24 protein-coding genes are annotated in these 25,337 nt (G+C 62.6%); 12 read left to right on the top strand and 12 right to left on the bottom strand.

Annotated features, from left to right (window positions below):
• Positions 1-7: 7 nt before the first annotated feature.
• The gene (locus tag NE850_RS05620; RefSeq protein WP_007176646.1) at positions 8-364 is read left to right on the top strand and encodes an NIPSNAP family protein; all 357 of its coding nucleotides are present in this window, start codon (positions 8-10) and stop codon (positions 362-364) included.
• Positions 351-1,238: a 2-keto-4-pentenoate hydratase gene (locus NE850_RS05615; RefSeq protein WP_310698518.1), complete on the top strand. Its 888-nt coding sequence runs from the start codon at positions 351-353 to the stop codon at positions 1,236-1,238. Before NE850_RS05620 ends, NE850_RS05615 begins: the two co-directional genes overlap by 14 nt.
• Positions 1,239-1,251: 13 nt before the next feature.
• On the opposite strand, the gene NE850_RS05610 is transcribed toward NE850_RS05615, so the two are convergent.
• Positions 1,252-1,572, bottom strand: coding sequence for an NIPSNAP family protein (locus NE850_RS05610; RefSeq protein ID WP_007176649.1), 321 nt, complete (start codon positions 1,570-1,572; stop codon positions 1,252-1,254).
• Between the two features lie 95 nt (positions 1,573-1,667).
• The gene (locus NE850_RS05605; RefSeq protein ID WP_007176650.1) at positions 1,668-2,828 is read right to left on the bottom strand and encodes a porin; all 1,161 of its coding nucleotides are present in this window, start codon (positions 2,826-2,828) and stop codon (positions 1,668-1,670) included.
• A gap of 488 nt (positions 2,829-3,316) precedes the next feature.
• Between NE850_RS05605 and NE850_RS05600 the strand changes: the two genes are divergently transcribed.
• The 3 genes from NE850_RS05600 to NE850_RS05590 all read left to right on the top strand — a co-directional run bounded on the left by NE850_RS05600 (position 3,317) and on the right by NE850_RS05590 (position 5,935).
• Positions 3,317-4,225, top strand: a complete 909-nt coding sequence (locus NE850_RS05600) for an NAD(P)-dependent oxidoreductase (RefSeq protein WP_165188046.1) — start codon at positions 3,317-3,319, stop codon at positions 4,223-4,225.
• A 53-nt stretch (positions 4,226-4,278) separates the two neighbouring features.
• The gene (locus tag NE850_RS05595) at positions 4,279-4,860 is read left to right on the top strand and encodes an amino acid synthesis family protein (protein WP_007176652.1); all 582 of its coding nucleotides are present in this window, start codon (positions 4,279-4,281) and stop codon (positions 4,858-4,860) included.
• Between the two features lie 91 nt (positions 4,861-4,951).
• Positions 4,952-5,935 (top strand): 2-hydroxyacid dehydrogenase, encoded by a 984-nt coding sequence (locus tag NE850_RS05590; RefSeq protein ID WP_007176653.1) that lies wholly within the window; start codon positions 4,952-4,954, stop codon positions 5,933-5,935.
• Here NE850_RS05590 and NE850_RS05585 read toward each other — a convergent pair.
• On the bottom strand, positions 5,928-7,325 hold the full coding sequence (locus NE850_RS05585; RefSeq protein WP_165188049.1) for an FAD-binding oxidoreductase: 1,398 nt from the start codon (positions 7,323-7,325) through the stop codon (positions 5,928-5,930). The genes NE850_RS05590 and NE850_RS05585 overlap by 8 nt on opposite strands.
• A 91-nt stretch (positions 7,326-7,416) precedes the next feature.
• Between NE850_RS05585 and NE850_RS05580 the strand changes: the two genes are divergently transcribed.
• The 4 genes from NE850_RS05580 (at position 7,417) to NE850_RS05565 (ending at position 10,731) form a co-directional block, all read left to right on the top strand.
• Entirely contained in the window at positions 7,417-8,421 is a 1,005-nt protein-coding gene (locus tag NE850_RS05580) for a LysR family transcriptional regulator (protein ID WP_007176655.1), read from the top strand.
• A gap of 82 nt (positions 8,422-8,503) precedes the next feature.
• Positions 8,504-9,370, top strand: coding sequence for an MBL fold metallo-hydrolase (locus NE850_RS05575; RefSeq protein ID WP_007176656.1), 867 nt, complete (start codon positions 8,504-8,506; stop codon positions 9,368-9,370).
• On the top strand, positions 9,367-10,371 hold the full coding sequence (locus NE850_RS05570) for a tripartite tricarboxylate transporter substrate binding protein (RefSeq protein ID WP_007176657.1): 1,005 nt from the start codon (positions 9,367-9,369) through the stop codon (positions 10,369-10,371). Before NE850_RS05575 ends, NE850_RS05570 begins: the two co-directional genes overlap by 4 nt.
• A 66-nt stretch (positions 10,372-10,437) precedes the next feature.
• Complete coding sequence (locus tag NE850_RS05565; RefSeq protein WP_007176658.1) at positions 10,438-10,731, top strand: DUF4148 domain-containing protein; 294 nt, start codon at positions 10,438-10,440, stop codon at positions 10,729-10,731.
• 79 nt (positions 10,732-10,810) lie between these two features.
• Here NE850_RS05565 and NE850_RS05560 read toward each other — a convergent pair whose 3' ends face one another.
• From NE850_RS05560 to NE850_RS05535, 6 genes are all read right to left on the bottom strand, one after another.
• Complete coding sequence (locus NE850_RS05560) at positions 10,811-12,232, bottom strand: mechanosensitive ion channel family protein (RefSeq protein ID WP_310698517.1); 1,422 nt, start codon at positions 12,230-12,232, stop codon at positions 10,811-10,813.
• A 65-nt stretch (positions 12,233-12,297) separates the two neighbouring features.
• Complete coding sequence (locus tag NE850_RS05555; RefSeq protein WP_310698516.1) at positions 12,298-13,863, bottom strand: TolC family protein; 1,566 nt, start codon at positions 13,861-13,863, stop codon at positions 12,298-12,300.
• Positions 13,850-15,880: an FUSC family protein gene (locus NE850_RS05550; protein WP_007176661.1), complete on the bottom strand. Its 2,031-nt coding sequence runs from the start codon at positions 15,878-15,880 to the stop codon at positions 13,850-13,852. Before NE850_RS05550 ends, NE850_RS05555 begins: the two co-directional genes overlap by 14 nt.
• Positions 15,861-16,910 (bottom strand): multidrug transporter subunit MdtN, encoded by a 1,050-nt coding sequence (gene mdtN, locus NE850_RS05545; protein ID WP_310698515.1) that lies wholly within the window; start codon positions 16,908-16,910, stop codon positions 15,861-15,863. The genes NE850_RS05550 and mdtN overlap by 20 nt, the downstream gene beginning before the upstream one ends.
• A complete protein-coding gene (locus tag NE850_RS05540; RefSeq protein ID WP_007176663.1) occupies positions 16,907-17,182 on the bottom strand; it encodes a hypothetical protein in 276 nt (91 codons plus the stop codon). Before NE850_RS05540 ends, mdtN begins: the two co-directional genes overlap by 4 nt.
• Positions 17,183-17,848: 666 nt before the next feature.
• On the bottom strand, positions 17,849-19,090 hold the full coding sequence (locus tag NE850_RS05535) for a helix-turn-helix domain-containing protein (RefSeq protein ID WP_310698514.1): 1,242 nt from the start codon (positions 19,088-19,090) through the stop codon (positions 17,849-17,851).
• 389 nt (positions 19,091-19,479) lie between these two features.
• On the opposite strand from NE850_RS05535, the gene NE850_RS05530 reads away from it, so the two are divergent.
• Positions 19,480-20,520, top strand: a complete 1,041-nt coding sequence (locus NE850_RS05530) for a hypothetical protein (RefSeq protein ID WP_310698513.1) — start codon at positions 19,480-19,482, stop codon at positions 20,518-20,520.
• An 11-nt stretch (positions 20,521-20,531) separates the two neighbouring features.
• Positions 20,532-20,903, top strand: a complete 372-nt coding sequence (locus NE850_RS05525; protein ID WP_007176666.1) for a hypothetical protein — start codon at positions 20,532-20,534, stop codon at positions 20,901-20,903.
• A gap of 121 nt (positions 20,904-21,024) precedes the next feature.
• On the opposite strand, the gene NE850_RS05520 is transcribed toward NE850_RS05525, so the two are convergent.
• Together NE850_RS05520 and NE850_RS05515 are read right to left on the bottom strand one after the other, a co-directional pair.
• Positions 21,025-22,242 carry a sensor histidine kinase gene (locus tag NE850_RS05520; RefSeq protein WP_310698512.1) on the bottom strand — a complete coding sequence of 406 codons (1,218 nt, stop codon included), beginning with the start codon at positions 22,240-22,242 and terminating at the stop codon, positions 21,025-21,027.
• A 152-nt stretch (positions 22,243-22,394) separates the two neighbouring features.
• Entirely contained in the window at positions 22,395-23,297 is a 903-nt protein-coding gene (locus tag NE850_RS05515) for a LysR family transcriptional regulator (RefSeq protein WP_165188055.1), read from the bottom strand.
• 103 nt (positions 23,298-23,400) lie between these two features.
• On the opposite strand from NE850_RS05515, the gene NE850_RS05510 reads away from it, so the two are divergent.
• Complete coding sequence (locus tag NE850_RS05510; protein WP_165188057.1) at positions 23,401-24,267, top strand: aldo/keto reductase family oxidoreductase; 867 nt, start codon at positions 23,401-23,403, stop codon at positions 24,265-24,267.
• A 115-nt stretch (positions 24,268-24,382) separates the two neighbouring features.
• On the opposite strand, the gene NE850_RS05505 is transcribed toward NE850_RS05510, so the two are convergent.
• On the bottom strand, positions 24,383-25,291 hold the full coding sequence (locus NE850_RS05505) for a LysR family transcriptional regulator (RefSeq protein ID WP_165188059.1): 909 nt from the start codon (positions 25,289-25,291) through the stop codon (positions 24,383-24,385).
• Positions 25,292-25,337 lie beyond the last annotated feature (46 nt).

Raw genomic sequence — 25,337 nt, 5'->3', positions numbered from 1 at the left:
GGCAGCGATGATCGTCGAGGAACGAATCTATGATTTGCGGCCGAACGGCGCGCGTGAGTTCGCGCAGCACTTCGAGCGCGAAGGCATTGCGATCCAGCGGCCGGTGCTGGGCAGGCTGATCGGCTATTTCTATACCGACATCGGTCCGCTGAATCAGGTGGTCCACCTGTGGGGCTACGAAGATCTTGAGGATCGCGCGCGCCGCCGCGCGATTCTGCTGGCCATGCCCGAATGGCAGGAGTATGTGCGCAAGAACATCCAGCCGTTGCTCGTGCGCATGCAGAACAAGATCCTGCTGCCCATGTCGTTCTCGCCGCCACTGCCGCCGCTGTGGCAACCCGAAGACGAGCATGCGCGACGTTGAGGGCGCGCGCGATGTCGCGCAGGCCGGCGCCGGCGCCGCCGCTGATGCTGACGCTGGAGCCGGAGCTGACACCGGACCCGACGCCGGCGCGCAAGGTGCCGCAGAACCAGTCCCGTTGAATGTCTCCCGGCTTGCCGAGGCGCTCGCGAGTGCACGTCTATGCGGCCGGCCATTGCAGGTGCTGCCATGCGTCGACGTGCCGCTCTCGTTCGAAGATGCAATGGCGGTGCAGCGCGAGGTCGGCCGTCGTCTGGGCGCCGCGGTGGCGGGCTGGAAAGCGGGCCTGATACCGGGTGTGCGCTTCACGTGCGCGGCTGTCTTTGCTGCGGACGTGCTAGAGAGCCCGGCCGTGTATCGGTTGCCCTGTGTGCCGTCGGAGGGCGAGGCCACGGCTTTCGTGGAAGGCGAAGTCGCGTTTTCCCTCGCACATGACCTGCCGCCGCGAGTACAACCGTATTCGAATGACGAGGTCGCGCACGCCGTGGACCGCTGCCACGCAGCGATAGAAATCGGCAATCCCCGCATGGTTCATTTCGACGCCGCGTCCTTGATGCATAAACTGGCCGACAGCATGGGCAACGGCGCGATCGTCTGGGGGGCGGGCACGAGTGGATGGCGCGCCATCGACTGGTCGGCTTTGCGCGTGCGCATGATGCTCGACGGCAAAACGGTCGTCGATCACGTGGACAGCGGCAAGGGCGCCGATCCGCTTGCCACGCTTGTCGCGCTGGCCAATGCGCGGAACCGCGAGCCGTTGCGCGCGGGGCAGGTCGTGATCACCGGAAACCGCACGGGCTTCAACGTCGCGAGAACGGGAACCCGCATTCATGTCGCGATCGGCGGGCTCGGCGAGGTGAGTGTGCAACTCGTGTAGGGTTTGCGTACCGTCATGCTTCCGGCAACGGTGAAAACGACATGGGCAGCAGAATCCGGTTGCGTTGACGGATGGAAAGTACGCGCACCTTCTTCGAGTATTCCATCCAGCCGGGATCGGCGGCGAGCCGTGCGCGGCGTGCGGCTCGGTCCGCGTAACTTTCGTATGCCCAGATATGGACGATCTGGTTCAGCGGGCCGAGGTCGGTATGGAAATAGCCGATGAGTCGGCCGAGGATCGGGCGCTGGATCGCGATGCCCTCGTTCTGGATGAGCTCGATGTACTCGCCCAGCCTGCCGGGCTGCAGATCGTAAGTCCGTTCTTCAATGATCATATGCGCTCCTGTCCTGCGGCATGCGTGAAACGCGCGTCGGGCAGAGAGCAGCGAGGGCTTCTGTCCGGCGGCAGGGAGTGGAAAAAAAGCCGCGCTCAGAAAAGATGCCGGATGGCAAGCCGGACCACGCCCTGGTGATTGACCGAGGACGGCGACAGGAAGTTGAGCGCGGCCACCGCTGGCGTGCCGTTTGAATTGACGCCCGACGCTTTCTGATACGAAGCCACCAGATAGAAGTCGGTGCGTTTGGAGACGATGTAGTCGGCCCCTATCGACACCTGGTTGTATTTCGCGCCGACGTCGCCGTTTACCGACGCACGCCGGGTGTAGTTATAGGCGGCGGTCGTCGAAAATGCCGGGGTGAACTGGTAGCCCACTTCCGCTTCGTAATCGTTGATTGCCGCGGTGCCTCGCAGACGGGCACCCGCGCCCGCGTTGCCCGGATCAGCGCCCAGTTGCAGAAAGCGGCTGTTTGTATAGGTGCCGCCGAAGTACAGCTTGCCGATCGTGTAGATCGCTCCCGCTGCGAATATATCGAGGGCGCGGGCCGACGCATAAGCGTTATAGACGGGCGACGTAATCGCAGCGGGCGCGTTGGCGCCGTTGTTGTACGCGGAAACGAACGGATCCTGCATATCGGTGTACGCAATCGCGGCCTGCAGCCCGCCGCCCGTATAGCCGATGCCCGCACCCCAGCCCGAATTCTTGTTGAAATTGCCGCCCGTGCCGCCGAGGCTATACAAACCGCCAACCGTGAAGCCGTGATAGCTGATGCTGTTGTAGCGGATCGAGTTGTTCACGCGGAAGGTATTGTTCAGATTGTCGACGTCGCCGGCATGAGCAATGAAGCCGCCGCCCCAGCGACTCGAGGCCACGAGATTCGCGCCGACGAACTCATAGACGGTGGAGTACTGGCGTCCCACGGTCAACGTGCCGAACTGCTTCGAGTCGATGCCGACATACGCCGCGCGGCCAAACAGCAGGCCGTTCTGTCCGAGCTTGCCCGTGTCGATATCGAAACCGTTCTCCAGCCGGAAGATCACCGACTGACCGGCGCCGAGGTCTTCGGTGCCTTTCAGGCCCCACCGGCTGCCGTACCACTCGCCGCTGACCATGTTGAACTGGCGCCCGCCGTTGGCATTGCTGACGTAGTTGATACCGGTTTCGGCGATACCGTATAGCGTCAGACTGTTTTGCGCGTGGGCCGCGCCGGCACATAAAACCAGAACGAATGATGTCGCGCATTTCATGTTCATGAAATGGTCTCCTTAGTATTTGATCTTGACGAGCTACCGCGCCTTTTAGCCGCTCTTCGCATTACCGTACACCTTCGCCGAACGAAACTTTGTCTGCAACGACACGCGGCGGACCCGGCTTTAATATCGTGCTTCCGTAAGCGGGCTGTAGTCATGCTAGGCAGGCCGGATGAACGGATCAAAGCGCGTTTTAGTCACAGCGAATGTGACGAAATCGCGAGGAGTGCGCAGCAACGATCACGGCTCTATCGCTGTAAGCCAATACGGGCGGGGCTGTGCGTCAAATGCGCGGAGCGAATCCGCCGCACGGAAAAACGCCGGGCCTTAACCGCGTGTTATATCCGACCGCTGTTTTTGCATGCGACGAAAGTCACCGCTATCCCTAAGATTTCCATACGGACGGTCGCAAAGCGGTTCAGCCGCACCGGCCACGGACGATGAGCGTCCATACGGATCTCAGAACAAACGCTTAACGGGAGCATGACGACGTGAAAATCGGACTCATCGGATTGGGCAACATCGGACAGCATTTCGCCACCCGGCTTCTTGCCGCGGGTCATCCGCTGGTGGTGTACGACACGCGCGACGAAGCGATGCAGCGATTCGGCGCGCTGGGTGCCGAACTCGCGAAGGACACGGTCGATCTCGCGTCGCGCGCGGAGGTCGTGTTCCTCAGTCTGCCGCTTCCTTCCGTCGTCGAGGAGGTGGCTACGGGTCCGCACGGCGTGTCGCAAGGCAGCAGCGTGCGCATCGTAGTCGACCTGTCCACCACGGGGCCCAGCGTATCGAATGCCATTGCGCGCAAACTCGCGGATCGTCATATCCAGTTTCTCGGTGCGCCGGTGAGCGGGGGCACGGTGGCCGCGGAGAAGGGAACGCTCACGGTGATGGCGGCCGGCCCGATGGAAGCGTTTGAAACGGTGGAACCCTGGCTTCGCGTGATCGGCAAGAACCTCTTCTATCTGGGTGGCGGCGCCGGACTCGGGCAAACCATGAAGATCATCAACAACACGCTGTGTGCCGTCGGCATGGTGGCGAGTTGCGAGGCGCTCGTGTTCGGCGTGAAAGCGGGACTCGATTCGGCAATGATGCTGGACATTCTGAACGTATCCAGCGGGCGCTCGTTCGCTACCCTCGAAAAAATTCCGCAGTGCATCCTGCACCGTGATTTCCCGATGCGTTTCACGACCGAACTGATTCACAAGGACGTCAAGCTGTGCATCGAAGAGGCCGAGAAACTCGGCGTGCCGATGATCGTCAGTCCGGCGGCGCGCGCGTTTCTGTCGTTCGCGATCACGCAGGGCGACGGCGGCAAGGACTATGCGCACACGATCGAGCATTTCGAAAAATGGGCGCGCGTGCAGTTCGGATCGACGTCCGAAACATCCGGCGAATAGCGGCTGTCCGTTGCGTTCGCCGGCGTTTGCCACGTTTAACCGGAGAGGCTCCCATGTCGTTGATCAAGATACGCAAGAAACTGCTCACCATCGAAACCGTCTATCACGAAGGTGGGCCGCGCGCGGATGTGCCGCTGAAGCTCGGCGCTATCGCGTGCATTATCGAGAACCCCTTTGCCGGACGCTACGTCGAAGACCTGAGTCCGCTTGTGCGCGACGCGCGCGAGATGGCCAATGAGATGGTGCCCGAACTCGTCGAGGCGCTCGGCGGCAAGGACAGAATAGAAGCGTATGGGAAGGGCGCGATCGTCGGTCTGAACGGCGAACTGGAGCATGGCGCAATCTGGCATGAAGCGGGTGGCTGGGCCATGCGCGCGGTACTGACCGAAGCCAAATCGATCGTGCCGGCGGCGAAGGTCGTCGCGTCGGCCGGCTTTCACCTGCAGATTCCGTTGCATCACATTCGCGCCGCGTACGTGCGCAGCCATTTCAATACGTTCGACATGGGCGTGGTGGACGCGCCGCGTCCAGACGAACTGCTGTACGCGCTGGTGATGGCGACCGGCAGCCGTATTCATGAACGTCTCGGCGGCCTGCGCGTCGAGCAGATATCGGTCAACGACGGACAGCGCTAACCCGGTCAACCGTGCGCCGGGCGGCACGCCGCAAACTTTACAGGACGGTCCGCGACGTGCCTCGCACTCAATCACTCTGGATACCAATAACATGGGCGACGCACCGACATCGCAGAACTCCGGCAAACCCGTTGCGCTCGTGCTGGTGTTTATCACCGAGGCACATCGTGAACTGGTCGCGCAATCGTTCGATCTGATCTATGCGCCCAACGCCGCGCTGGGTGCGGACCGTTCGAACGGCGCGGCGCAGATCGCCGCGCATGGACCGGCAATCGAGGTGGTACTGACGAACGGCACCAACGGCATTACCCCCGATGAACTCGACGCGATGCCCAACCTGAAGATTGTTTGTACGTTGGGCGTCGGCTACGAAAACGTGCCGCTCGACCATGCGCGGCAACGCGGCGTGGCGGTCTGCAATGCCGCCAACACCAACGACGACTGCGTCGCCGACCACGCGATGGCGATCCTGCTGGCGGCGGTGCGCGGCGTTCCAAAACTGAATCGGCAATGCCGCGAAGGTATCTGGCGCGACGATATCCCACGGCCGCCGCACGTCTCCGGAAGACGCATGGGCATTCTCGGCCTCGGCGCGATCGGGCGCAAGATCGCGCGCCGCGGGGTCGGCTTCGACCTGGAAATCGGCTATTTCAATCGCGCGCCGAGGCACGATGTGCCATACCGCTACTTTACCGGCGTCGTTGCCCTCGCGGCGTGGTGCGATTACCTGATGGTCACCGTTCCCGGCGGCACGCAGACGCAGCATATGGTGAACGCCGAGGTGCTCGATGCGTTGGGGCCGCAAGGCGTGCTCGTGAATGTCGCGCGCGGCGGAGTGGTCGATACGGCGGCGCTGGCGCAGTCGTTGCGCGAAGGGCGGGTGTACAACGCCGCGCTGGATGTCTACGAAGGCGAACCCGAGCCGCCGCGAGTGCTGTTCGAGTTCGACAACGTGGTGCTCACGCCGCATGTCGGCGGAATCTCGCCGCAGGCGATTCACGCTTCAGTCGTGCGTTTCATCGAGAATGCGAAGCTTCATCTTGCCGGCAAGCCGCTGCTCTCACGGGTCAATTGAAGAGCAGCTTGCCCGGGTTGAACAGATTGTGCGGATCGAGCGCGTTCTTGACCGCTTGCATGGCCTGAAGGCTCGCGACATCGAGCGCCTGATGCAGCAGATTGTTTTTGCGGCTGCCAATGCCGTGCTCGGCCGAAATGCTGCCCCCGAGTCGCAGCACCTCGCCGTACACGAATTCGTCAATGCGGTCGCAAAGCGCGTTCGGCATCGCATCCGGGATCAGCACGTTGGCGTGCAGGTTGCCGTCGCCGAGGTGTCCGAAGCCGGCCCACGCGCAGCGCTCCGTCATGCTCGAAAGATAGCCTTCGAGATGCGCGACGAATTCGCCCATATTGCCGGCGGGCAGCGAGACGTCGTGTTTCAACGAACGGCACCGTGCTTCGGCCAGCGGGAGACGTTCGCGCAGAGTCCAGAATGCGTCGCGCTCGGCAAGGCTCGACGCGAGCGCGGCGTCCGCGGCGAAGCCCGAGGCGATGGCCTGATCGAGCGCACTGGCGAGTATGTCGTCCAGCAGACCGGGCGGCGTCGATCCAGATAGTTCGACGAGACACAGACAGGATTCGTCGAAGCCGGGTGGCATTCTCGTGTCCGGGAACTGCGTCGATACATTGGAGAGCGAGCCGTTCGACATCCATTCGACACCGCTCAGAAAGTCCGCACAGTGAGCGCGCAATACGCCGAGCAATTGCAGCGCGTGTTCGATGTTCGCGCATTTGACCAGCGCGGTGGCGTGGGCAAAGGGGCGCGGAAACAGACGGAGCGCCGCGCCGGTGATGATGCCGAGCGTGCCCTCGCTACCGATCAGCAGATCGCGCAGGCTATAGCCCGTATTGTTCTTGCGCAAGCATTTGAGGTCGCCGATAAGGCGGCCGTGTGCGTCGACGGCTTCGATGCCCACGCATAGTTCGCGCATATTGCCGTAGCGCAGCACCGCATTGCCGCCCGCATTGGTGGCGAGATTGCCGCCGATCGTGCAACTGCCTTGCGCGGCGAGGCTGAGCGGAAAGAGACGGTCGTGGCTTAGCGCTGCATCTTGCACGTTCTGCAGGATGCAGCCCGCGTCGACCGTGATGAAGTTGCCGAGCAGATCGATGCCGCGAATGCGGTTCAGGCGGCGTGTGCATAGAACGAGTTGCCCGCCGGTCGAATCCGGGGTCGCTCCGCCGGCCAAACCGGTGTTGCCGCCTTGCGGAACGACGGAAACCTGATGTCGCTTCGCGATGCGTATCGTCTCGCCTACGTCTTCGACTCGCGATGGACACACCACGGCGAGTGACCGGCCATGCAGGTGGCCACGCCAGTCGACATCGTACTGTGCGCGGTCTTCGTCGCGCACAATGGCGGCGCGGCCGAGCGCGTTTTCGAGTTCTTGCAGACAGTCGGTCGACATCGGCTACCTCGTGCTGAGTTGTTCGGCCACTGTACCGGCTAACGCGGCGCGCGATAAATCGCAAATTCCGGCGCGTTGATAAGGGAACGAGATGAATGACGGAAGCACGGTCTCGCGGCGCGCGACACTGAAGCAGTTGAGGGCGTTCTGCGAAGTTGCCGAGCGCGGCGGTTTCAACGCTGCCGCTCAGGCGCTGCATGCAACGCAGCCAGCGGTCAGCGGCTATATCCGACAGTTGGAGCGCGCGTTAGGCGTCTTGCTGATCGAGCGCACCACGCGCAGTGTCGCGCTGACGCCGGCAGGTCGCGAGCTCTTGCCGCGACTGCGCAGTGCGCTCGCCGACATGGATGCAGTGTTGATCGAGGTCTGCGCGCTCGCGCGCGAGCCATGCGCTCACGTAGCCATCGCGGCCGCCGGCTCGGTCGTCACGCTTTTGCTTGCGCCGGTCGTCGCGGCACTGCGTGAGAGCCATCCGCATCTGACGCTGCGCGTCATCGAGACAAGCGGGCAACATGTCCGGCGTCTCGTGCAAAGCGGTGAAGTTTCGTTTGGCATGACGACACTCGACGGATGCGAACCTGAGCTCGATGCGCGCCCGCTGTTGTCGGATCGGTTCGGCGCGCTCATGGCGAAGCATCATCCCCTTGCGTACGGCGAGCGTGCGTTGAACTGGTCCATGCTCGCTGGCGAAACGCTGGTCGAGCTCACCGAGGAGAACTGCATGCGCCGACTCTTCGACGACTCCGTCGCATTTCGCGCAAACGCCGGGCCTCGCATTGAAGTGTCGACCGTTCATGCGGCGGTGGCGCTCGCCGCGCAGGGCGGAAGCATTGCGGTACTGCCGGCGCTATGCGCGCATGCGTTTGGGACGCCATCGACCGTTTTTCACCCGGTGGATGGTCCGGAAATCTGGCGCAGTGTCGGTGTCGTGCGTCGGCGTGGTGCCGTGATATCCGTGGTGGAAGAGCAGATTGTGCGCAGCCTGGGCGGCGAGGCCGAAGCGCTTGCATTTAGCGCTGCTACGCGTTCAGGTACGCACGGCGACGCGCTGCATCTGCGTTTGGCCGACATGGCCTGCACGTCACCTCGTGCGTGACATAAACGAACTTGTGAGCCTCGCGGTGTGGTGAATATGATGGTGCATGATTGCCCGCCATCCCTGACGAATAGTGAGTGCGATGTTCCACTGCGACGAACTGAAGATCCATCGTATTGTCGACTATCAGGGGGCGATGGTCGCGGCAACCACGATGTTTCCCGATCTCACCGAAGACGTGCTCGCCGCGAACCGTTCGTGGCTTCAGGGAATCGGCGCGCTCTCGCCGGATGACCGCATCGTGCTGTGTTTTCAGTCGTATCTGATCCAGACACCGAACCATGTCGTGCTCGTGGATACCTGTATCGGCAACGACAAGGAACGGCAGACGCGGCCGCATTGGCATCACAGGCGGGATGAAACCTATCTTCGCGCGCTGGCCCGCATCGGCATGACGCCCGCGGATGTGGACTTCGTGTTGTGTACCCATCTGCATGTCGATCATGTGGGCTGGAATACTCGCCTCGAGAATGGACGCTGGGTGCCGACATTTCCCAACGCGCGCTATCTGTTCTCGGCGAAGGAGATGGCGTTCTGGGCCGCGCGAAACCAGGAGCAACCCGTACCGCACCTGATCGATAGTGTCCTGCCCGTGATCGAGGCCGGGCGTGCGGAGTTGGTGCGCAATACGCATGAATGTAGCGAACATGTCCGCCTCATTCCCACGCCAGGGCATACGGTCGATCATGTCGGCATCGCACTCGGACGGAACCGTGATTCGGCAGTGGTCACGGGTGATCTGATTCATTCGCCCTTGCAGTTGAGGCATCCGCAACTGTCGATGCTTCGCGATTTCGATCCGCTCGTCGCGACCGCAACCCGCCGACGTTTTCTCGAGCGCTACGCTGAAACGGAGACCCTGTGCTGCGCGGCGCATTTCCCCACGCCGTCGGTGGGCCGGATTCTGCGCGTTCCTGAAAGCGACGCGTTCGAGATGGTTGCGGCATGAGTTCCGCTCGAACCGGCACGGAACACTGGCGCTGGCGTGCCATGCTGGCGGCCTGCACTGTCGTGCTTGGCGTGTCGGGCGCGCTTACGCAGACCGACGCGCGGGCGGAGTGGCCGGAAGGACCGATCCGGCTTGTAATTGCCTTTCCAGGAGGATCGAGCGAAGCACAGGCGCGCATTCTTGCCAAAGCACTCAACACCTATCTGGGCCAGCCGATCGTTGTCCAGGCGCAACCGGGCGCGGGCGGCAATATCGCTTCCGCTTACGTTGCGAGAGCGAGGCCTGACGGCTATACCATTCTGCTCGGCTCCAACACTTTTTTCGAAACCAATCCGCTCGTCTATAAAGACATCGGTTATCAACTGGTCGACCTCAAGCCGGTGAGCATGCTGTCCGAACAGACTTATGTGCTCGCCGTTCGACCTGGTCTCGGGCTGCGAACGGTCCGTGAACTGGTTGACTTCGCCACCCGCAATCCCGGAAAGCTGACCAATGCGACGGCAGGTATCGGCAGTCCGGTTGCACTTGCCAAACTGGAGTTCGAGCAGAAGACAGGCGTGCGCTTAACCGACATTCCGTACAAGGGCGGCGGCGAAGACACGATGGCGGTTCTGGGCGGATTCGCCGACCTCGAATTCAGCGGCGTAACCGATGTTGCCGGCAACATCGAGGCCGGCACGTTGCTGGCGTTGGGCGTGACGAGCCGTCAACGGGCGCCTCGCCTACCCAACGTGCCGAGTCTCGAAGAAGCGGGGCTTACGGGATATCAGTTCACAACCTGGAATTGCATTTTCGTGCCCGCTGCGACAGCGGCGCCGATCGTCGCCCGGTTGCATGCCGCACTCGTGAAATCCATTCAAACACCGGAGGTGAGAGCCGAATTCGAGCAATTGGGATTTGCCGCAGTCAGTAGTACCGGAGATGCTGCCGCCCGCAGGCTGGCTTCCGAGGCACAGAGCTGGAGTGCGCTCTTCCGCTCGCGTGGCATTGTCGCAAAGTAGAAGCAGCCGATAAGAAATTCTCTCGACGGATCAAACAAGGTCCGTCTTACATCTGGAGACGCCACCATGATCCGCCTTTTTTCTACACGGGTATCCGCCGTTGCTGCGTTGATGTCGGTCGCTTTCGTGTTTTCGCCGCTGGTTGATGCACAGGGTACGGACACGAGCGCATCTTCACCAAAGCAAGTTCGAAAAGCACAGCGCAAGGCCGCGCGCGCCAATCGGACCGCGGAACTCAAACAACTCGAGAGCAATGGTTATAAACCGGGTAAGGATCAGGCCAACTATCCGCAAGATATTCAGAACGCCGAGCGCAAGTCCGGGCCGGCGGCACATCCGGCGCCGGCGTCGGGACAGTAAGCTTTCAGGCGTGGAGAATATGCGCGGCGGCGAATTGCATTGACGCGTTAGATCGATTCGTTTGCCCGTCGCGTCGAGATCAATCGGAGCCGAAGTGAAAGATACTTCGGATTCGCTGTAGCAATTGCCCTTGCGGACCGATGTCGGGCGAGGCACGAACGGCTACCTCACGGTGGAGTATCTCCATGCCACGACGTACCGACTTGTCGAAAGCGAATGCCAATTCCGTGTTTTTTGCCAGCAGGGGTGCGATCGCTTCGCGCGGAAGCCGGTAGATCCTGCAATGGGTGCGTGCCACCGCGGTAGCCGCGTGCGGCGCCGCGGTGAGCATGCCGATTTCGCCGACATACTCTCCAGCACCAATGCAGCCGACCGTTCCGGCTACGGCTCCCGATTTTCGCGTCAACTCCAGAATTCCCGCGGCTACCATGTAGAGCGCGGCGTCCGCTGCGTCTTCCGAGAAAAGCGCCTCTCCGGGTTCGAGCCGGAGCAATTCGAAAAGATCGGCAAGACTGTCGAGTTGCCGTTCGTCGAGGTACTCGAACAGGGTGATGTCGCGAAGCAGTCTGCGGACCGTCAACGCCTCATCGGTGAGATTGAGCGTTGCCGTTTCGTCCCGGCGGTCCTGGTCGAGAAAGCCGGCATAGTGCAGTTGACGGCGCGCGGCCCGCAGCAGGATGTCTTTAGTAGAAGAAAGGTGGCGGGTATTCCCGACGAAGAAAGAGATCTTGTAGGCATTGCGCCTTGCACCGAGTTGAGTGAGCACGGCACTCGGCGCGGGCACCGAAAGAATATCCGGACACAGCAGTGTCGCGTGAAGCAGGGTTTCGATAACGCGTTCCGGAACCGCACTTTCGGGGCAGACTATCTCGACGGATGCGGCCCTGCGTTGGCTCGGACTGCTTCGGTTGACGATCTCGGCCTTGGCAATCAGGCTATTTGGAATGATCGCCATGTCGTCTCCGTCCGTGTGAATCCGGATCGACCGCCAGTTGATCTGCGCGACGACGCCCTCGATCTTGTCTGCGATCTGGATTCGATCCCCCACGCTGAACGGTGCCTCGATGCCGACTGCGATGCCGGAAAAGACGTCCGCCAATGTATTCTGCAGTGCGAGAGCGAGCACGATCGCCACGACGCCGGAAGTGGCGACCACGCCGGTAATCGGCAGCGCGAAGACCGAGTTCAGCACGATCGCGGCGGTCGCGATATAGATAGCCGCTGCGAACAGGTCCGAGAAAAGCCGGGCCCCGCGCGAGCGCCGGTCGCGATGGAGTGCGAACCAGAGGCCGCCAACCACGATGCGCGAACCCAGCAGCCACCATGCGCCGCCTATCGCTCGCAGCCACAGCGCCCCGCTGTCGGCATGATCGGGCAAGGGCGGGAATACCGGAAAGAAGATGCCCTGTTTGTGAAAATAGAAACTGATGACGAGAAAGCAGCTGACGTCGAACGTGATACGGACTTTGTCCGAGAAGCGCCGCAGCCCGAGCACGCCCACGAGCGTGATCGCGACCAGCATGGCGGCGGAGAGCAGAGTCAGATTCATCTCGTTCTCCTTCGGCGCTATTCAGGTGTGGTGCCGAGCGTGCCGGTCGCCAGCGCCAGCATGGCCGCGGCGGACAAAGCCGTGCTGTATGCGTCGGTGGATGCGTTTCGTGCCTGCAGAAGCTGGCTGTTCGCCAACGTCAGGTCCGTGATGGAGCCGACGCCGCTGTGATACGCCGCGAGCGCCGCATCGAATGTGGTTTGGGCCGCGCCGGCGAGTGCTTTCGATGCCTGGTATGCCGAAAGACTCGTGCGCAATGCATTGTCGGCTTGTACGATCTGGCGGACTGCTTCGTCGCGCACGTGCGTCAGGCGGGTGTCGGCGTTATCGGCATCGGCCCGCGCCTGGGCCAGTACCGCCGAGCGCGTGCCGCCGTCGTAGAGCGGTATCGTCAGGCCGACGAAGATGCCGCCGTTGAAACGGTGCCCGTTGACGTTGACGGTCGGCGGTTCCTGACTGGCCGAGGGGAGCGCTGTCAGATTCAGGCCTCCCTCGTTGTATGAGCCGATGGCCGACAGGAAAATTTTCGGCATGAATTCGGCTTGTGCCGCCCGAATGTTCGCGAGGCTTGCGCTTCGTGCCGCGTAAGCGCCGAGCACGTCGGGCCGCCGCCCGAGCGATTCGGAAACGATCGCTTCCACCGAGGTCGCCATTGACGGTGACAGATTGCGTCCCGCTACATCGGCGACCTTGATGCGGGTGAGGGGCGAGACGCCCATCGCCGTCAACAAGGCCAGATACGCATCCTGTTCGCCGCCGGTGGCCTGCACGAGTGCGAGGTTCGCCTGTGCGGTGCCTTGGCGTGCCTGCGCGACCTCGATCACGGTGCCTATGCCGTGTTTGTAGCGCTCTTCCGCGGCGCTCTGAACGGCTTGCGCGTCGCTCAGCGACTGCGCGGCGGTCGCGGCGCGGGCTTTGGCGGCGGCATACGTGTAAAACGCAAGGGTGACGTTGTAGATGACCTGCTGATGGGTGGCGTTAAAGGCGATGTTCGAGATGACCGACGCCTGCTTCGCCGCCTCGACCACCGCCGCGCGTTTGCCGAAGTCGAATAGCAGCCATTGCAGAGATACCGCCGAGACGGTGCCGTTCGCGGAGCCGCTATTGTTGAAGTTCACGCCTTGCACCGAATCGCTGCCGCTGTTGCCCTGAAAACCGCCGATCGCCGTGGCGGTGATCCTTGGCAGGTAGGTGCTCTCGGCGATGCCCGCGGCGAGCGCCACCCGTCGTGCGTCGTTCCAGGCAATGCGTGTCGCCGAGTTGTTCGATTCAGCGACGTCGATCAGCCTGGGCAGGGAATAGACCTCGTTGGGATCGACAGCGGGAGCAGGCGGGATATTCGTCAGCGCGGAGTTCACGGGAAGCACATAGCCGTTCGCCGTTGCCACCGGGTTTCGTTCGCCGGCGATGATTTCGCCGCTGGATGTGGTCGAGGGCGACCAGGGCTGATCCGGTCGGGGCGGCGCCATATCGAGCGCCGATGTCGCGCAGCCGGCCAGCAGAAACGACGCCAGGACGGCGACGATGGAGCCGATGGAGCCGATGGAGCCGATGGAACCGATGGAACCGTTACGCACGCACATAGTCGGCCCTCCCGTTCTCGTCTTCGACTGGCCGGTTGACTGCGTCTTCCAGCCTGGCGAGAAAGGGATCGACGAGCGCATGCGTTGCACCCAGGGCATTCGCTTTCGCTGCGTCTCCGGAGTAGCGCGGTGAATCCGCGTGTTCTGACGCCGGCAGCGTCGCTTGCCCTGTCGTGTCAGGGCCAAATGTTGCGGCCAGGCGATCGAGCCGGCTCGCGAGCGCAGCAACTGCGAGAGGCTCTCGCGCGGAGTCGATGAGGAGCGGCCCCTGCAGCAGTGCGACGGCATCCGCAACGCGCCTGCGCCGGTCGAGCCAGCCAGGCGCAGGGCGAATGGAGGACGGCTCATAGCGCGACAGATCGAGATCCTGCTCGATGGCGCCAAGCGCTGCCTGAGCCTCGGCGGCGAGCGCCCAGCGCCTCGGCTGCGTGTCGGAGCCGGCCATTGCGGCCAGGCGGCGAAGCAGGGCTGCAATGGCGGGATCGATGCGCTTCGCCACGCTGACCGGCCAGATCTGCGTGAACACTACTGCGACGACGAGGTTGCCGAAGAGAATGCCGATCACCCGGTCGCGAGCGGTGGTCATGTCGAAGGCAGGCGACGGGCCCTGAATCACACAAAGAAAAAATGCGAACGCAATCTGGAAGCCGATATAGGAAACACGCGGGCTGCCTGCCGCGATCCAGCCCGAGAAGAGCGTGGCGACGAAAACAATGGCCATCAGCGCACCGATCGACGTGACGTTCGGCATCAGGAACACAATCGCCGCAATGCCGGCTGCCGCGCCGATCAGGCAACCGACAATCCGCAACGTCAGCTTTTCGACAGTCTCGGCGGTGGTGCCGAGCGAAACGATGTAGCAGGTAATCAGGCAGGTGTGGATTCCAGGCCAGTTGAGCAGCGAATAGACGACATAGCAGAACATGGCCGCAGCGGTCGTCTTTAGCGCGTATTGGACATGGGCCGGGTTGGCGAACGCGTCCGGTACGAAAAACCCTCCGGTGCTCTTCGCTGCCGGTGGCGGTTGCAAGGCCGTCGGCGGCGGCTCGGCGAAGCCGGCCAGCGCGGCACGCAGTTCCGCCAGCGCCGCCGCCACGAGCGGCGACAACGCGCTCTCGCCGTCGATCTGCGCGAGCGTGATGTCGACCGGATAGTTGCCCGTCTGGAGAATCGCCGCCATCTCGTCGAGTGTCTGCGCGATGTGCTCGCAAAGGCGCCCGGTTTGCGGCGTTGCGGGTTCGCGCGCGATGACGTCCAACATGGCGAGGATCGCGGCGGTTGCCTGAGTGGCTTGCTTCAACGCGGCAATGTCCTGCGCGGGCGAGGTCTTCTCCGCGCCGGCCAGTTTCAGCCAGGCCGGGACTTCGCCGGCCCCTTCGTGCAGGCATGCGAGGAAAAGCCTGCGGGTGTTCTCATCGGGTGAGCGAAGCAGCGTTGCGCCGACGCGCAGCCGATGCGCCAGCGCGCGCCCGGCAAGTCGCCGCGGCGCCGGCCCGGCGACGAGGTTGACCACGATCGAAACGCCCGCCGGAATGCCGACGAAGAGCCATGCGTAGAGCAATGCGCGGGTCGCGATCTCGCCGATATGCGCCGTGCCGAGCAGATCGAGAGCATAAGCCGCGATCAGCGCGACGATGGCGGCGATCGGCTTGAGCTTGCTCGCCGACGCCGCGAACAGCATGCAGAACGACACCAGCGTCATCGCGACGACCCGCCAGAGCGGCGCGTCGATCACCTGCATGGTGATCAGGAGGACCGTGCTGACGATCAACGTGATCAGCAGAAGTAGGACAGCGCTTATGACGACACTCGTCGCGCGATCGGGTTTCATCACGAAGAAGGCGACATAGGCGGTGAGCGCCGGCTCGGGCGTCTGATAGATCTCGACGACGAGCGTCGTCAGCGCACAGATGACAGCCAGCCGGATCGCGAATTCGAGCCGGCCGGGAAACGGTTCGACAATGGCGCGAATCCGCTCCGCCGCGAAGGCCTGCTCGTTATCGACAGGCGTAGCCATGCTTGACCTCCACGACGGCTGTAGCGCCCAGTCTCATGAGCTGCTGCGGGGGATTCTCGAGGCGGATGCGCACCGGAAAGCGCTGAGCGACCCTGACCCAATTGAGCGAACGCTCGATATAGGGCACCGAGCGGGGCAGGGAGATCCGGTCGGTGTCGAGTACGCCGGCGCCGATACCCTGAACCGTGCCCTTGATGGGCCGGGCGCGGTCGATCATCGAGAAAGCCGTTACGCAGTCGCCGACGGCGATGGCATGCAGATCGGTTTCCCGGAAGTTCGCGACCACGAACCATTCATCGTCGTTGACCAGCGTGAACAATGTCTGCGCCGGTGCAACGATCTCACCGGTCAGCACGCTGAGTCCGACGACGCGCCCGCCGTGCGTCGCGCGTACGGTCGTGTCGTTCAGCGCGTGCCGCGCGATATCGAGCGCTGCCTGCCGCGCGCGCACCGTTGCCTCGGCGCCTGCTTCCGTGTCGATTGCCTGGACGGCTGCCGTTTGCTGTTCGCGCGCCTGCTGGAGCGAGGTGGTGGCATCGTGCCTTGCGGTCTGCGCCTGATCGAACTGCTGGGCCGGCACGTAGCCTTTCGACGCCAGCGGCCCAAGCCGTTCCACCGTGCGCTCCGCAAGGCCGAGATTGGCCTTGGCCCGTTGCACCTGATCCGCTGAGATGGTCGCGGTTGACCGCTGGGTCGACAGCACACGCCGCTGGGTATCCAGTGCGGCTTGCGCTACGCTCAGGTCCGCCTGGGTCTGCGCCACCGTCAGGCTATACGGAACCGGGTCGATCTGAAACAGCAGATCGCCTTTTGCGACGTGCATGTTCTCGGCCACCGGAATATCCACGATCCGGCCGCCGACCACGGACGCCACGTGGACGACATCGGCGTCGATCGTGGCGTCGTCGGTGGACGGCATGACCGAACTCCTGTGCAACACATAGAGTGCAAAGAGTACGGCGGCGGCGACGATTGCAAGCGAAATCAGCTTGGCCCAGAGCGGGCGACGAGGGCTGCCCGCAGCCCTCATGGTCCGTGCCCAAACCAGAGCACCCACACGAGCAGGCCCGCGCAGACGCCGATCGCCGTGCAAACGAAGAGCTGAAAGGGCAGGACGTCGGCCAGCCCGGAGAACACGAAGAGCGCTCGCGCGCCGATCGAGGCAAGGACGCCGAGCGCCGCGCAAAACATCCAGGCGGGAAAGAAGGCACCGAACAGCGCGAAAGAAGGTGCGCCGCGGGTGGCGCACCCGTTCAGGGTGCCCAGGGTGAGTGATATGAGGAGTGCGTGTCGTTGCCTCATGACCATCCTGTCATTCGGGTTTCGAGAACGGCGTTGTCGGTCGCCGTCGCTGCCAATGCACGGCACCGAGTGTACCATCGCGCCGCCGGTGTGGGCGCCCCGGCGAACTCGTCGTGGCCACCCGCTTGATTTGAGGTCGATTGCGATGCTGCGCCTGTTACGGTTCGTCAACCGCGGGGCATAGTTCGTGTCAGATGCCGGGTTTGCCGGAACAGAGAAGAGCATCGGGATCATCAAACGTTGAATGGGCAGGCGGTGATGACGTTGCAGATATATTTGCCATCCTAATCATCAAGACTGCCGTGCGCGGATCAGTGACCGCCTTCTGGCTCAAGGTATTTTCATCTCGGGATGATTCAGTGCCGGTCTGTGAGCGATCTGGCGGCGCTCGCGGGAAACTCGACAATCACCTCTGGACGGGAGAGCACGACAGATCTTAAAGTTATCCTGACCTCTCGCATATGTAACAACACACAATGGAGTTAGCTCTTTTCACAATGCCGATACGCGCGAGATCCGCCTACGAATTACCGTGTCGTTAGGGGAGAGTTGGCTGCGGGCGCGACGAGGCAGCGCACGCGGTGAAAAACCCTCGTGCCTGCTCTATCGTGCGCTGAAGGACGCGCCCGGAGTCGTCGTTCCCAAGCGCGGATAACCGGGCAATCTTTATTTGGGCGAGCCGCGCAGCTTGATGGCGATGTCGAGCTTCGATACCCAGCCGGCGTCGTCCAGTCTTGCGCCGAGAATATTTTCGATTCGCTCCAGCCGGTAGTTGAGCGTATTCGGATGAATACCCAGCACGCTTGCAGTTACCTTTCTTCGCTGGAGCTGATCGAAGTAGGTTCCGAGTGTTTCGAGCAGGTCCGGCTCACTGGCAAGCTGTTCGACCAGCGAGACGAGATAGCGCAGCGCGTTCTTCGCGCCACGCACACTCTCTTCGACGACGATCTCCGAATACAGACGCACGCGCTCTTCGCCGCTGCGAGCGCGGCCAAAGCCGAGTGCCCGGCTTGCCTCGTCCGCGGACGTGGCCCAGCCCGCCGCGCCTTCGCCCATGAGACCGACGCCAATCGCCCTGATTTCAGGCAATGTCTCCGCGATGGACGCTATCTGTTTGCCTACCTGACGATCATTGATGCTCATCAGGTCGCCGAGCCGTGAGGGTATCCACACGAGCAGTTGTCCACGAAACCAGATGGCGACGAGTTCGTCGACGGGCAATTTGAGGCGCCGGGCAGTCGCGGCAACGATCCGGTCGAGTTCGCTTTTGAAGCTGGGCGAATTGCTGTCGATCCGGTCGACGTCAATGGCCAGCGCTATGCGGGGAATAGTCCCGTCGAGGCGTAGCGCGGCTGCCGTTTTGGCGAATCCTTCGGTGTCTTCGGGGAAGTTGAAAATAATGCTGTGTAACTGATATCGCAGCGATTCACGCCAGCGGGCCTGCTTGTATTGTTCTTCCAGGTAAGTCTGCGAGATGATTTGCGCCATGATGTCGAAGAACTCCATCAAATACGGGGAGATCTGAAATAGCAGCTCATCCCGCAGGCTGTCGTCTTTCTCGTCGAGCTCAATATAAAAGCACCATAATTCGCGCGAGCCCAGTCGAAACGCACGCAACAGCGCTTCGAGGGGTACGCCCTGCTGAACCCGCCGGCGTCCGTACTCGCGGAACGTTTCAAGCTCCTCCCCGGAAGGCGCGCTCCCGGACAACAGCGTGCCGAACCATAGCTTCGAAGACAGAGCGATCGAATTGCGGATATCCAGCTTGGCGGATAAAGCAAGGTCGGCATACGGCTTGATATTCATCAACGCCGCATAGACCCGATCGATGACGCTCGCGTGATCCAGAGCCGCTTTCTCGGTCCACTTACGTAAGGATGGGGAGATTTCAGGTATGCGGATTGTCACGCTTTGCACTCCTCCAGGGGCTGCTCGACGTTGGTTGAAGCACAGGCGAGCGGGGGTTCGCGTCGAAAGGCCCATTCTGTGCCAGCTCGTGTGGGCCGGTTTGCAACTGGCGCAATGATAAGTGGGAAAACAAAACGCGCGTAGTCAATTGGATTGTGACAATCTACAACGCCATTGTGGCTTCGCCCAATGAAACAGCGTGTTCAATCTATGTCGAAATATGTCACGCTGTGCGGAAAACGCCCGCAAAACCCTTGTTTCACCGGCCCTCCTGCCGGTGAAACAGCGTGACATATCTTCCCTGTCGATTATGTCGGCGCGTCCTTCTATAGTCCGTTCGTTGCCACGCCGCAGTGATCGAAGTGGCCCGAATCCAGGAAGGATATATCGTGAAGAATCGTTCGTTCGTCGTTCCGGCCGGCGCATGCGCCGCTGCCTCCGTGCCCGCCCCGGTGACGCCGCCTTCGTCCGCACGCAGCGCGCTACGCAAGCTCATACTCTGCGCCGCAACGGCTGTACTCACGCTCGGCAGCGCATCGGCGTTCGCGTGGTCCGAACACGGCACCGCATATACGTCGCGCGGCACTTATAACGGCGCGCGTTACGGCGCGTGCGGCGGCGGCAGCTGTTCGCATGCGGGCGGTGTCGTCGGCCCCTACGGCGGCCTCGCCACCAACACCGGCACGGTGACTCGCACCGCGCCGGGCCAGTTCTCGAATTCGGGCACCGCGACGGGCCGCCACGGCAACTCCGTCCAGCACTCGGGCGATACCAGCTGCGCCGGTGGCACGTGTTCGCATACCGGCACCCTCACGGGGCCGGACGGCAAGACGGCCGCCACCTCCGGCGAGGTCACGAAGACCGGACTGGGGCAGTATTCGTCGTCGGGATCGGTGACTGGTTCGAACGGCAATACGGTTAGTCATTCGGCGTCGACGAATTGCACCGGTTCAACATGTTCGCGTTCGGGCACGGTGAGCGGACCGGATGGCGGAATCGTCAGTCACTCCGGTTCGGCCACGCGCGTTGCGTCGGGCGTCGTGACGACCTCGTCGAGCGTGACGGGCGTACACGGCAATACGGTGACGTCGGGCGGGACGGTTGTGGCGAGCACGGGTGTTGTGGCGACGGGCGGTACCACGGTCGTCGTGGCGCCGAAGCCGGTTGTCGTCGCGCCGCTGGTCGCGTATGTGCCGCCACCCGCAGTTGTCGTGTCGCCTGCGCCAGTCGTGGTTGCACCAAAGCCGGTCGTGGTCGCGCCAGCGGTGGCCTACGTGCCGCCGCCTCCAATTGTCTACGTACCGCCGCCTCTGCCGCCTGCCGTGTATGTCGCTCCGCGGGTGGTGTATGTCGCACCGGCGCCGCGTCCGGTGGTTTGGGTGCCGGGCCATTGGATCGGGCGTGTCTGGGTGCCTGCGCACTGGTCGTGATGGGAGCCGCCATGCGAGTCAAATCACGTGGGACAGTTGAGCAGAGTGAAAGCACTGCGTTCAGACCGGCTTTCAATGAATTGCGGCCCGGGCGATTCTACAAACCGGGCACGCTGGCAGCGATCGTCGTTGCGACAGGATTGGTGATTGCAATCAGCCGCTTCGGGACAGCAGCAGGCACGCGCGATGTGATGGGATCGTCGCGGGAATGCTCCGCCCGGTATGTGGCGCTGCTCGATCTCGCGGAACTGGCAAGACGTGATGGCAAGTCGTCCGAAGTGGTCGTGCGCGGGCTGAACGACAGGGGCGGCGCGATGAGCGGGTGTGTGTCGACGGGCGGCAGTGGATCGGTGGCCGCGCTGACCGCGCGGCCCTCCCGCTGAACACTCGCGCCCGCGTTGCTTCCATAGGGCGTATGCGTGAGCGTCGGAGTTGAGACTGGACCGGCTATATCACGTGTGGCCAATTCGCGATCAGCCTCGCGAATGTCAGTCTCCCGCGCTCTTATTGCGGTTCCGCGAGTGCCAGCGGGAAGCGGATCTCGAATGTAGTCCCCACACCTTCGCGCGACGCAAAATTGATCTGCCCGCCCAACACACGGCTCAGTTCCTTGACGATCGCGAGACCGAGACCCGTGCCGGGAATATCTTCGCCCGCAGCGCGCTCGAATTCGTCGAACACGCGGTCCGCGTCCGAAGGCGCAATACCCACGCCGGTATCGGAGACGCGAATCGTCCAGTGCGACTCGTCGGCCATCGCGAACTTGAGTTCGATGCCGCCGGACTTCGTGTACTTGGTTGCGTTGGAAAGCAGATTGACGGCAATCTGTTTGAGTTTGAGACGATTGGACGTGACCGCCGTCAATGCAGGATCAAAGGCTGCATGCAACGTGAGCCCTTTCGCCTCGATCGACGGACGCGAAGAGGCGACCAGTTCATCGTAGAGTTCCCGCAGTTCGACCTGTTCGAGTGTGAGCGGAGCGCCGTCGCCGAGCACGACGGAGTACTCGACGATCTGATCGACGAGCTGTTTCATATCCGCTGCCTGGCGGTTCGCCAGCGTCAACGCGGTATCGGCTTTGCCGGGCGCGCGCGCGATCAATTGCAGTGCGATGGTGAAGGCATTCAGAAAGTTGCGCAGATCATGAACCACGCTGCGCGTGATCTGCATGCGCGACTCGTAAAGGTCGCTCACCAGACGCTGTTTCAGCGTGAGTTCGTGATTGGCGCGTTCGAGCCGGCCGGTATATTCGTCGATCTTGCGGTCGCGTTCGCTCACCACTTCCTTGACCGACGTGAGAGTGACCATACTGAGCGTTTCGGCAATCAGGCGCCGTGCCCGACTCTCGTGGCGGCGCGTGAACGATTGATCGAGACTGGCGAATTCTTCCAGCATGTCGGCGAGCGTCTGATGAAAGAGATCGAGCTCACGCACCAGTTCCTCGATACGATAGCCCTGGCGCCAGCGCACCTTGCCATGTTTTCTCGCATCGCTCTCGATGCCCGGCTCGACCCGTTCGAGATCTTCGACATCCAGTGCCAGACACAGTCCTTCGAGAATTTCCGGCAGATGATCGGCGAGTTGCTGATAGGTAAGTTTGTCCGCTTCGATCAGATCGGCGTCGCCGAATACGGCGTTCATCCACTGCCGGGTGAGTCGGGTTCGTTCCGCGCGAATGAAATCGGCAAAATTGCGCAGGGGGCTAGTACGTATATCGGTCATGGTGTCGCATTGGGATCGGTTCCGCCATTATCACCGCAATCGCGCGCTATGGAACACCTCTTGCGTGACTGGAAGTCAATGAAGACGACCGGCTACACGACGGGCCTTTGATACGGTCAATTTTGCCGGTATTAATTCCCTATTAACCTGCTTCACGCAGCCGGATTGAGCGCCTTCAAAAAATCGACGAACGCGCGCAATGGTGCCGGCAAATGGCGACGCCCGGGATAATAGAGAAACGGGCCGGAAAAGCGCTGCCACCACGGCTCCAGAATCGGCTCCAATGCTCCGCTATCCAGATGCGGGCGCAGCATGTCTTCGAACAGATGAATGACGCCCACACCCGCGACGGCCGCGCTGATTGCGAGGTCGATTGCCGCGCCGGGGCGCACCAGCAGCGGTCCCGACGGATTCAACTGCAACACTTCACCATCGCGCTCGAAATACCAGATCGGCATCGCGCCGCCGGCGAACTGGCCACGTAGGCACGCGTGCGAGAGCAACTCACCCGGATGCTTGGGACGTCCGTGCACGTCGAGATAGCCTGGCGCCGCGGCCGTGGCGAAGCGTTGCACACGCGGTCCGATCGGAATCGCGATCATGTCCTGTTCGAGTCGCTCGTCATAGCGAATGCCGGCATCGCAACCGATGGACAACACGTCGACGAAACCATCTTCGACTACCACCTCCACGCGTATGTCGGGATACGCTTTCAGGAACGCCGCGATGATGCCCGGCAAGACGATGCGCGCGGCGCTCGACGGCACGTTCAGTTTGAGCGTGCCGGCCGGCTTGTCCCTGAAGACGTTCAGTACGTCCAGCGCCGCTTCCATTTCGCTGAATAGCGGCGTCAGCTTCTCGATCAGACGCAACCCGGCCTCGGTCGGAGCGAGACTGCGCGTGGTGCGGTTGAGGAGGCGCAAACCGAGCTTCGCTTCGAGACGGCGCACGGCGATGCTCAGACTCGACGCCGAAACGTTGCCGATGCGCGCCGCGTCGCGAAAGCCGCCTGCGCGCGCGACCGAGACGAATGCAGCCAGATCGTTCAATTCCATGATCACTGTTCACATTATTAAACAACCTGTACACGTTAGACGTCTTTATTTAACAGCGCAACCACCGCCATACTCTGCTCGACCACTCACCAAGGAGAGCACCATGTCGAATCCCACCACCCCGGACACCTTCCTGCTGGCCGGCCGTCCGGTGCGCCGCATGGGCTACGGGGCCATGCAACTGGCCGGCCCCGGCGTATTCGGACCGCCGAACGATCGTCACGCCGCTGTCGCCTTGCTGCGCGAGGCGCTGGCTTCTGGCGTCAATCACATCGATACGAGCGATTTCTACGGGCCGCACATTACCAACCAGTTGATTCGCGAGGCGCTGCATCCGTATCCCGGCGACCTCGTGATCGTCACCAAGGTGGGTGCCGTGCGCGGCAGCGATGGCGCGTGGTTGCCGGCGCTCGAACCGGAGGATATCGAGCGTGGCGTGCATGACAATCTGCGCAATCTCGGCCTCGACGTGCTCGACGTCGTCAATATGCGGATGATGGGCAACGTGCATGAACCCGCTGAAGGTTCGCTCGAAAAGCAGGTGACGGCCCTCGCCGAACTTCAACGCCGCGGGCTCGTGCGCCATATCGGTCTGAGCAACGTCACCGCGACGCAGATAACGGAGGCGCAGCGCATCGCGGAAATCGTCTGTGTGCAGAACCACTACAACCTCGTCCGCCGCGAAGATGACGCGCTGATCGACGAACTCGCGGGGAAGGGCATTGCGTATGTGCCGTTCTTCCCGCTTGGCGGCTTCACGCCGATTCAGTCGTCCGCGCTGTCGGACATTGCGCAAACCCTCGGCGCGACGCCGATGCAGGTGGCGCTTGCCTGGCTATTGCATCGGTCCCCTAACATTCTGCTGATCCCCGGCACGTCGACGCTCGGGCATCTGCGGGAAAATCTGCAGGCGTCGCAGTTGAGCTTTACCGACGAGGTGCGCGCGCAACTGGATGCGATAGGCGGTTGACCAGGGCCGGTGGCGCAACGCGTCGATCCGCACGCTGGGCGCGCGCGAAGATTGACGGCGACTCGAGACGGCCGGTGCTATCAGCGGTACTGGCTCCCGTCGCACGGAGCCGGTCTCACACCGAATTCGCGATGTACTCCCTGAGCCACTGATGCGCCGGGTCGCGATGCGAGCGTTCGTGCCAGAGCATCGCCATTTCGTAGCCCGGCAGCTCCACCGGCGGCTCGACCATCCGCAGCGCGCTGTTGGCGCGCGCGAGCCGCGCGGGCAGCATCCCCACCAGGTCGGTACTCTCCAGCACCGATGACATGAACAGAAAGTGCGGCACGGACAGCACGACCCGGCGTGTCAGGCCGGCCTGCGCGAGCACGTTGTCGGTCACGCCGATAAAGCCGCCGCCGTCCGGCGACACGATCACATGCTCGAGCTTGCAGAACTGCGCGAGCGTCGGCCGCCGTTTCAGGCGCGGATGACCGGCGCGGCCGACCAGCACGTAGCGCTCGGCAAACAGCAACCGGCGGCGCAAACCTTCGGGCGCCCCTTCGCTCGTATGAAAAGCGAGATCGATCTCTCCCTGTTCTGCCTGCCGCGCAATGCGTGGCGGAGCCGCTTCGACAATGGCGAGACGCGTGCCCGCCGCCGCGGCGCGCAAGCCGGCCAAAGAGGGCAGGATGATCGTCGATTCGGCGTAGTCGCTCGCGGCAATGCGCCATGTGTGATTTGCTTCGGCTGGATTGAACGGGCGGGTCGGCGCCACCGCGCGCTCCAGTGCCTGGAGGGCTTCGCGCAAGGCTTCGCGCAACGCTTCGGCGCGGGCGGTGGGCCGCATGCCGCGCGGTCCGGGCAGCAGCAACGGGTCGCCCAGGGCATCCCGCAGTTTGGCCAGATGCACGCTCACCGAGGGTTGGGAGAAGTTCAGCCGTTGCGCTGCGCGGGTCACATTGTGTTCCGACAGCAGCACGTCGAGCGTGACCAGCAGGTTGAGGTCCAACCCTCTCAGATTATTCATGGCTATACCTGACATATTGGGAATTCATTTCCAATATACCGGAGCAGGGTCTATCTTTGGT

The organism is Paraburkholderia sp. USG1 (genome assembly GCF_031570135.1).
GTDB classification, from domain to species: domain Bacteria; phylum Pseudomonadota; class Gammaproteobacteria; order Burkholderiales; family Burkholderiaceae; genus Paraburkholderia; species Paraburkholderia dioscoreae.
This window is presented reverse-complemented; position numbering and strand designations above follow the sequence as displayed.

Coding starts and splice junctions, on each gene's coding strand:
- NE850_RS05510 (WP_165188057.1), top strand. CDS start 23,401: ATGTCGAATCCCACCACCCCGGACACCTTCCTGCTGGCCGGCCGTCCG.
- NE850_RS05580 (WP_007176655.1), top strand. CDS start 7,417: ATGAATGACGGAAGCACGGTCTCGCGGCGCGCGACACTGAAGCAGTTG.
- NE850_RS05585 (WP_165188049.1), bottom strand. CDS start 7,325: ATGTCGACCGACTGTCTGCAAGAACTCGAAAACGCGCTCGGCCGCGCC.
- NE850_RS05520 (WP_310698512.1), bottom strand. CDS start 22,242: ATGACCGATATACGTACTAGCCCCCTGCGCAATTTTGCCGATTTCATT.
- NE850_RS05525 (WP_007176666.1), top strand. CDS start 20,532: ATGCGAGTCAAATCACGTGGGACAGTTGAGCAGAGTGAAAGCACTGCG.
- NE850_RS05595 (WP_007176652.1), top strand. CDS start 4,279: ATGTCGTTGATCAAGATACGCAAGAAACTGCTCACCATCGAAACCGTC.
- NE850_RS05565 (WP_007176658.1), top strand. CDS start 10,438: ATGATCCGCCTTTTTTCTACACGGGTATCCGCCGTTGCTGCGTTGATG.
- mdtN (WP_310698515.1), bottom strand. CDS start 16,910: ATGAGGGCTGCGGGCAGCCCTCGTCGCCCGCTCTGGGCCAAGCTGATT.
- NE850_RS05615 (WP_310698518.1), top strand. CDS start 351: ATGCGCGACGTTGAGGGCGCGCGCGATGTCGCGCAGGCCGGCGCCGGC.
- NE850_RS05515 (WP_165188055.1), bottom strand. CDS start 23,297: ATGGAATTGAACGATCTGGCTGCATTCGTCTCGGTCGCGCGCGCAGGC.
- NE850_RS05540 (WP_007176663.1), bottom strand. CDS start 17,182: ATGAGGCAACGACACGCACTCCTCATATCACTCACCCTGGGCACCCTG.
- NE850_RS05550 (WP_007176661.1), bottom strand. CDS start 15,880: ATGGCTACGCCTGTCGATAACGAGCAGGCCTTCGCGGCGGAGCGGATT.
- NE850_RS05555 (WP_310698516.1), bottom strand. CDS start 13,863: ATGTGCGTGCGTAACGGTTCCATCGGTTCCATCGGCTCCATCGGCTCC.
- NE850_RS05505 (WP_165188059.1), bottom strand. CDS start 25,291: ATGTCAGGTATAGCCATGAATAATCTGAGAGGGTTGGACCTCAACCTG.
- NE850_RS05605 (WP_007176650.1), bottom strand. CDS start 2,828: ATGAACATGAAATGCGCGACATCATTCGTTCTGGTTTTATGTGCCGGC.
- NE850_RS05590 (WP_007176653.1), top strand. CDS start 4,952: ATGGGCGACGCACCGACATCGCAGAACTCCGGCAAACCCGTTGCGCTC.
- NE850_RS05570 (WP_007176657.1), top strand. CDS start 9,367: ATGAGTTCCGCTCGAACCGGCACGGAACACTGGCGCTGGCGTGCCATG.
- NE850_RS05575 (WP_007176656.1), top strand. CDS start 8,504: ATGTTCCACTGCGACGAACTGAAGATCCATCGTATTGTCGACTATCAG.
- NE850_RS05610 (WP_007176649.1), bottom strand. CDS start 1,572: ATGATCATTGAAGAACGGACTTACGATCTGCAGCCCGGCAGGCTGGGC.
- NE850_RS05620 (WP_007176646.1), top strand. CDS start 8: ATGATCGTCGAGGAACGAATCTATGATTTGCGGCCGAACGGCGCGCGT.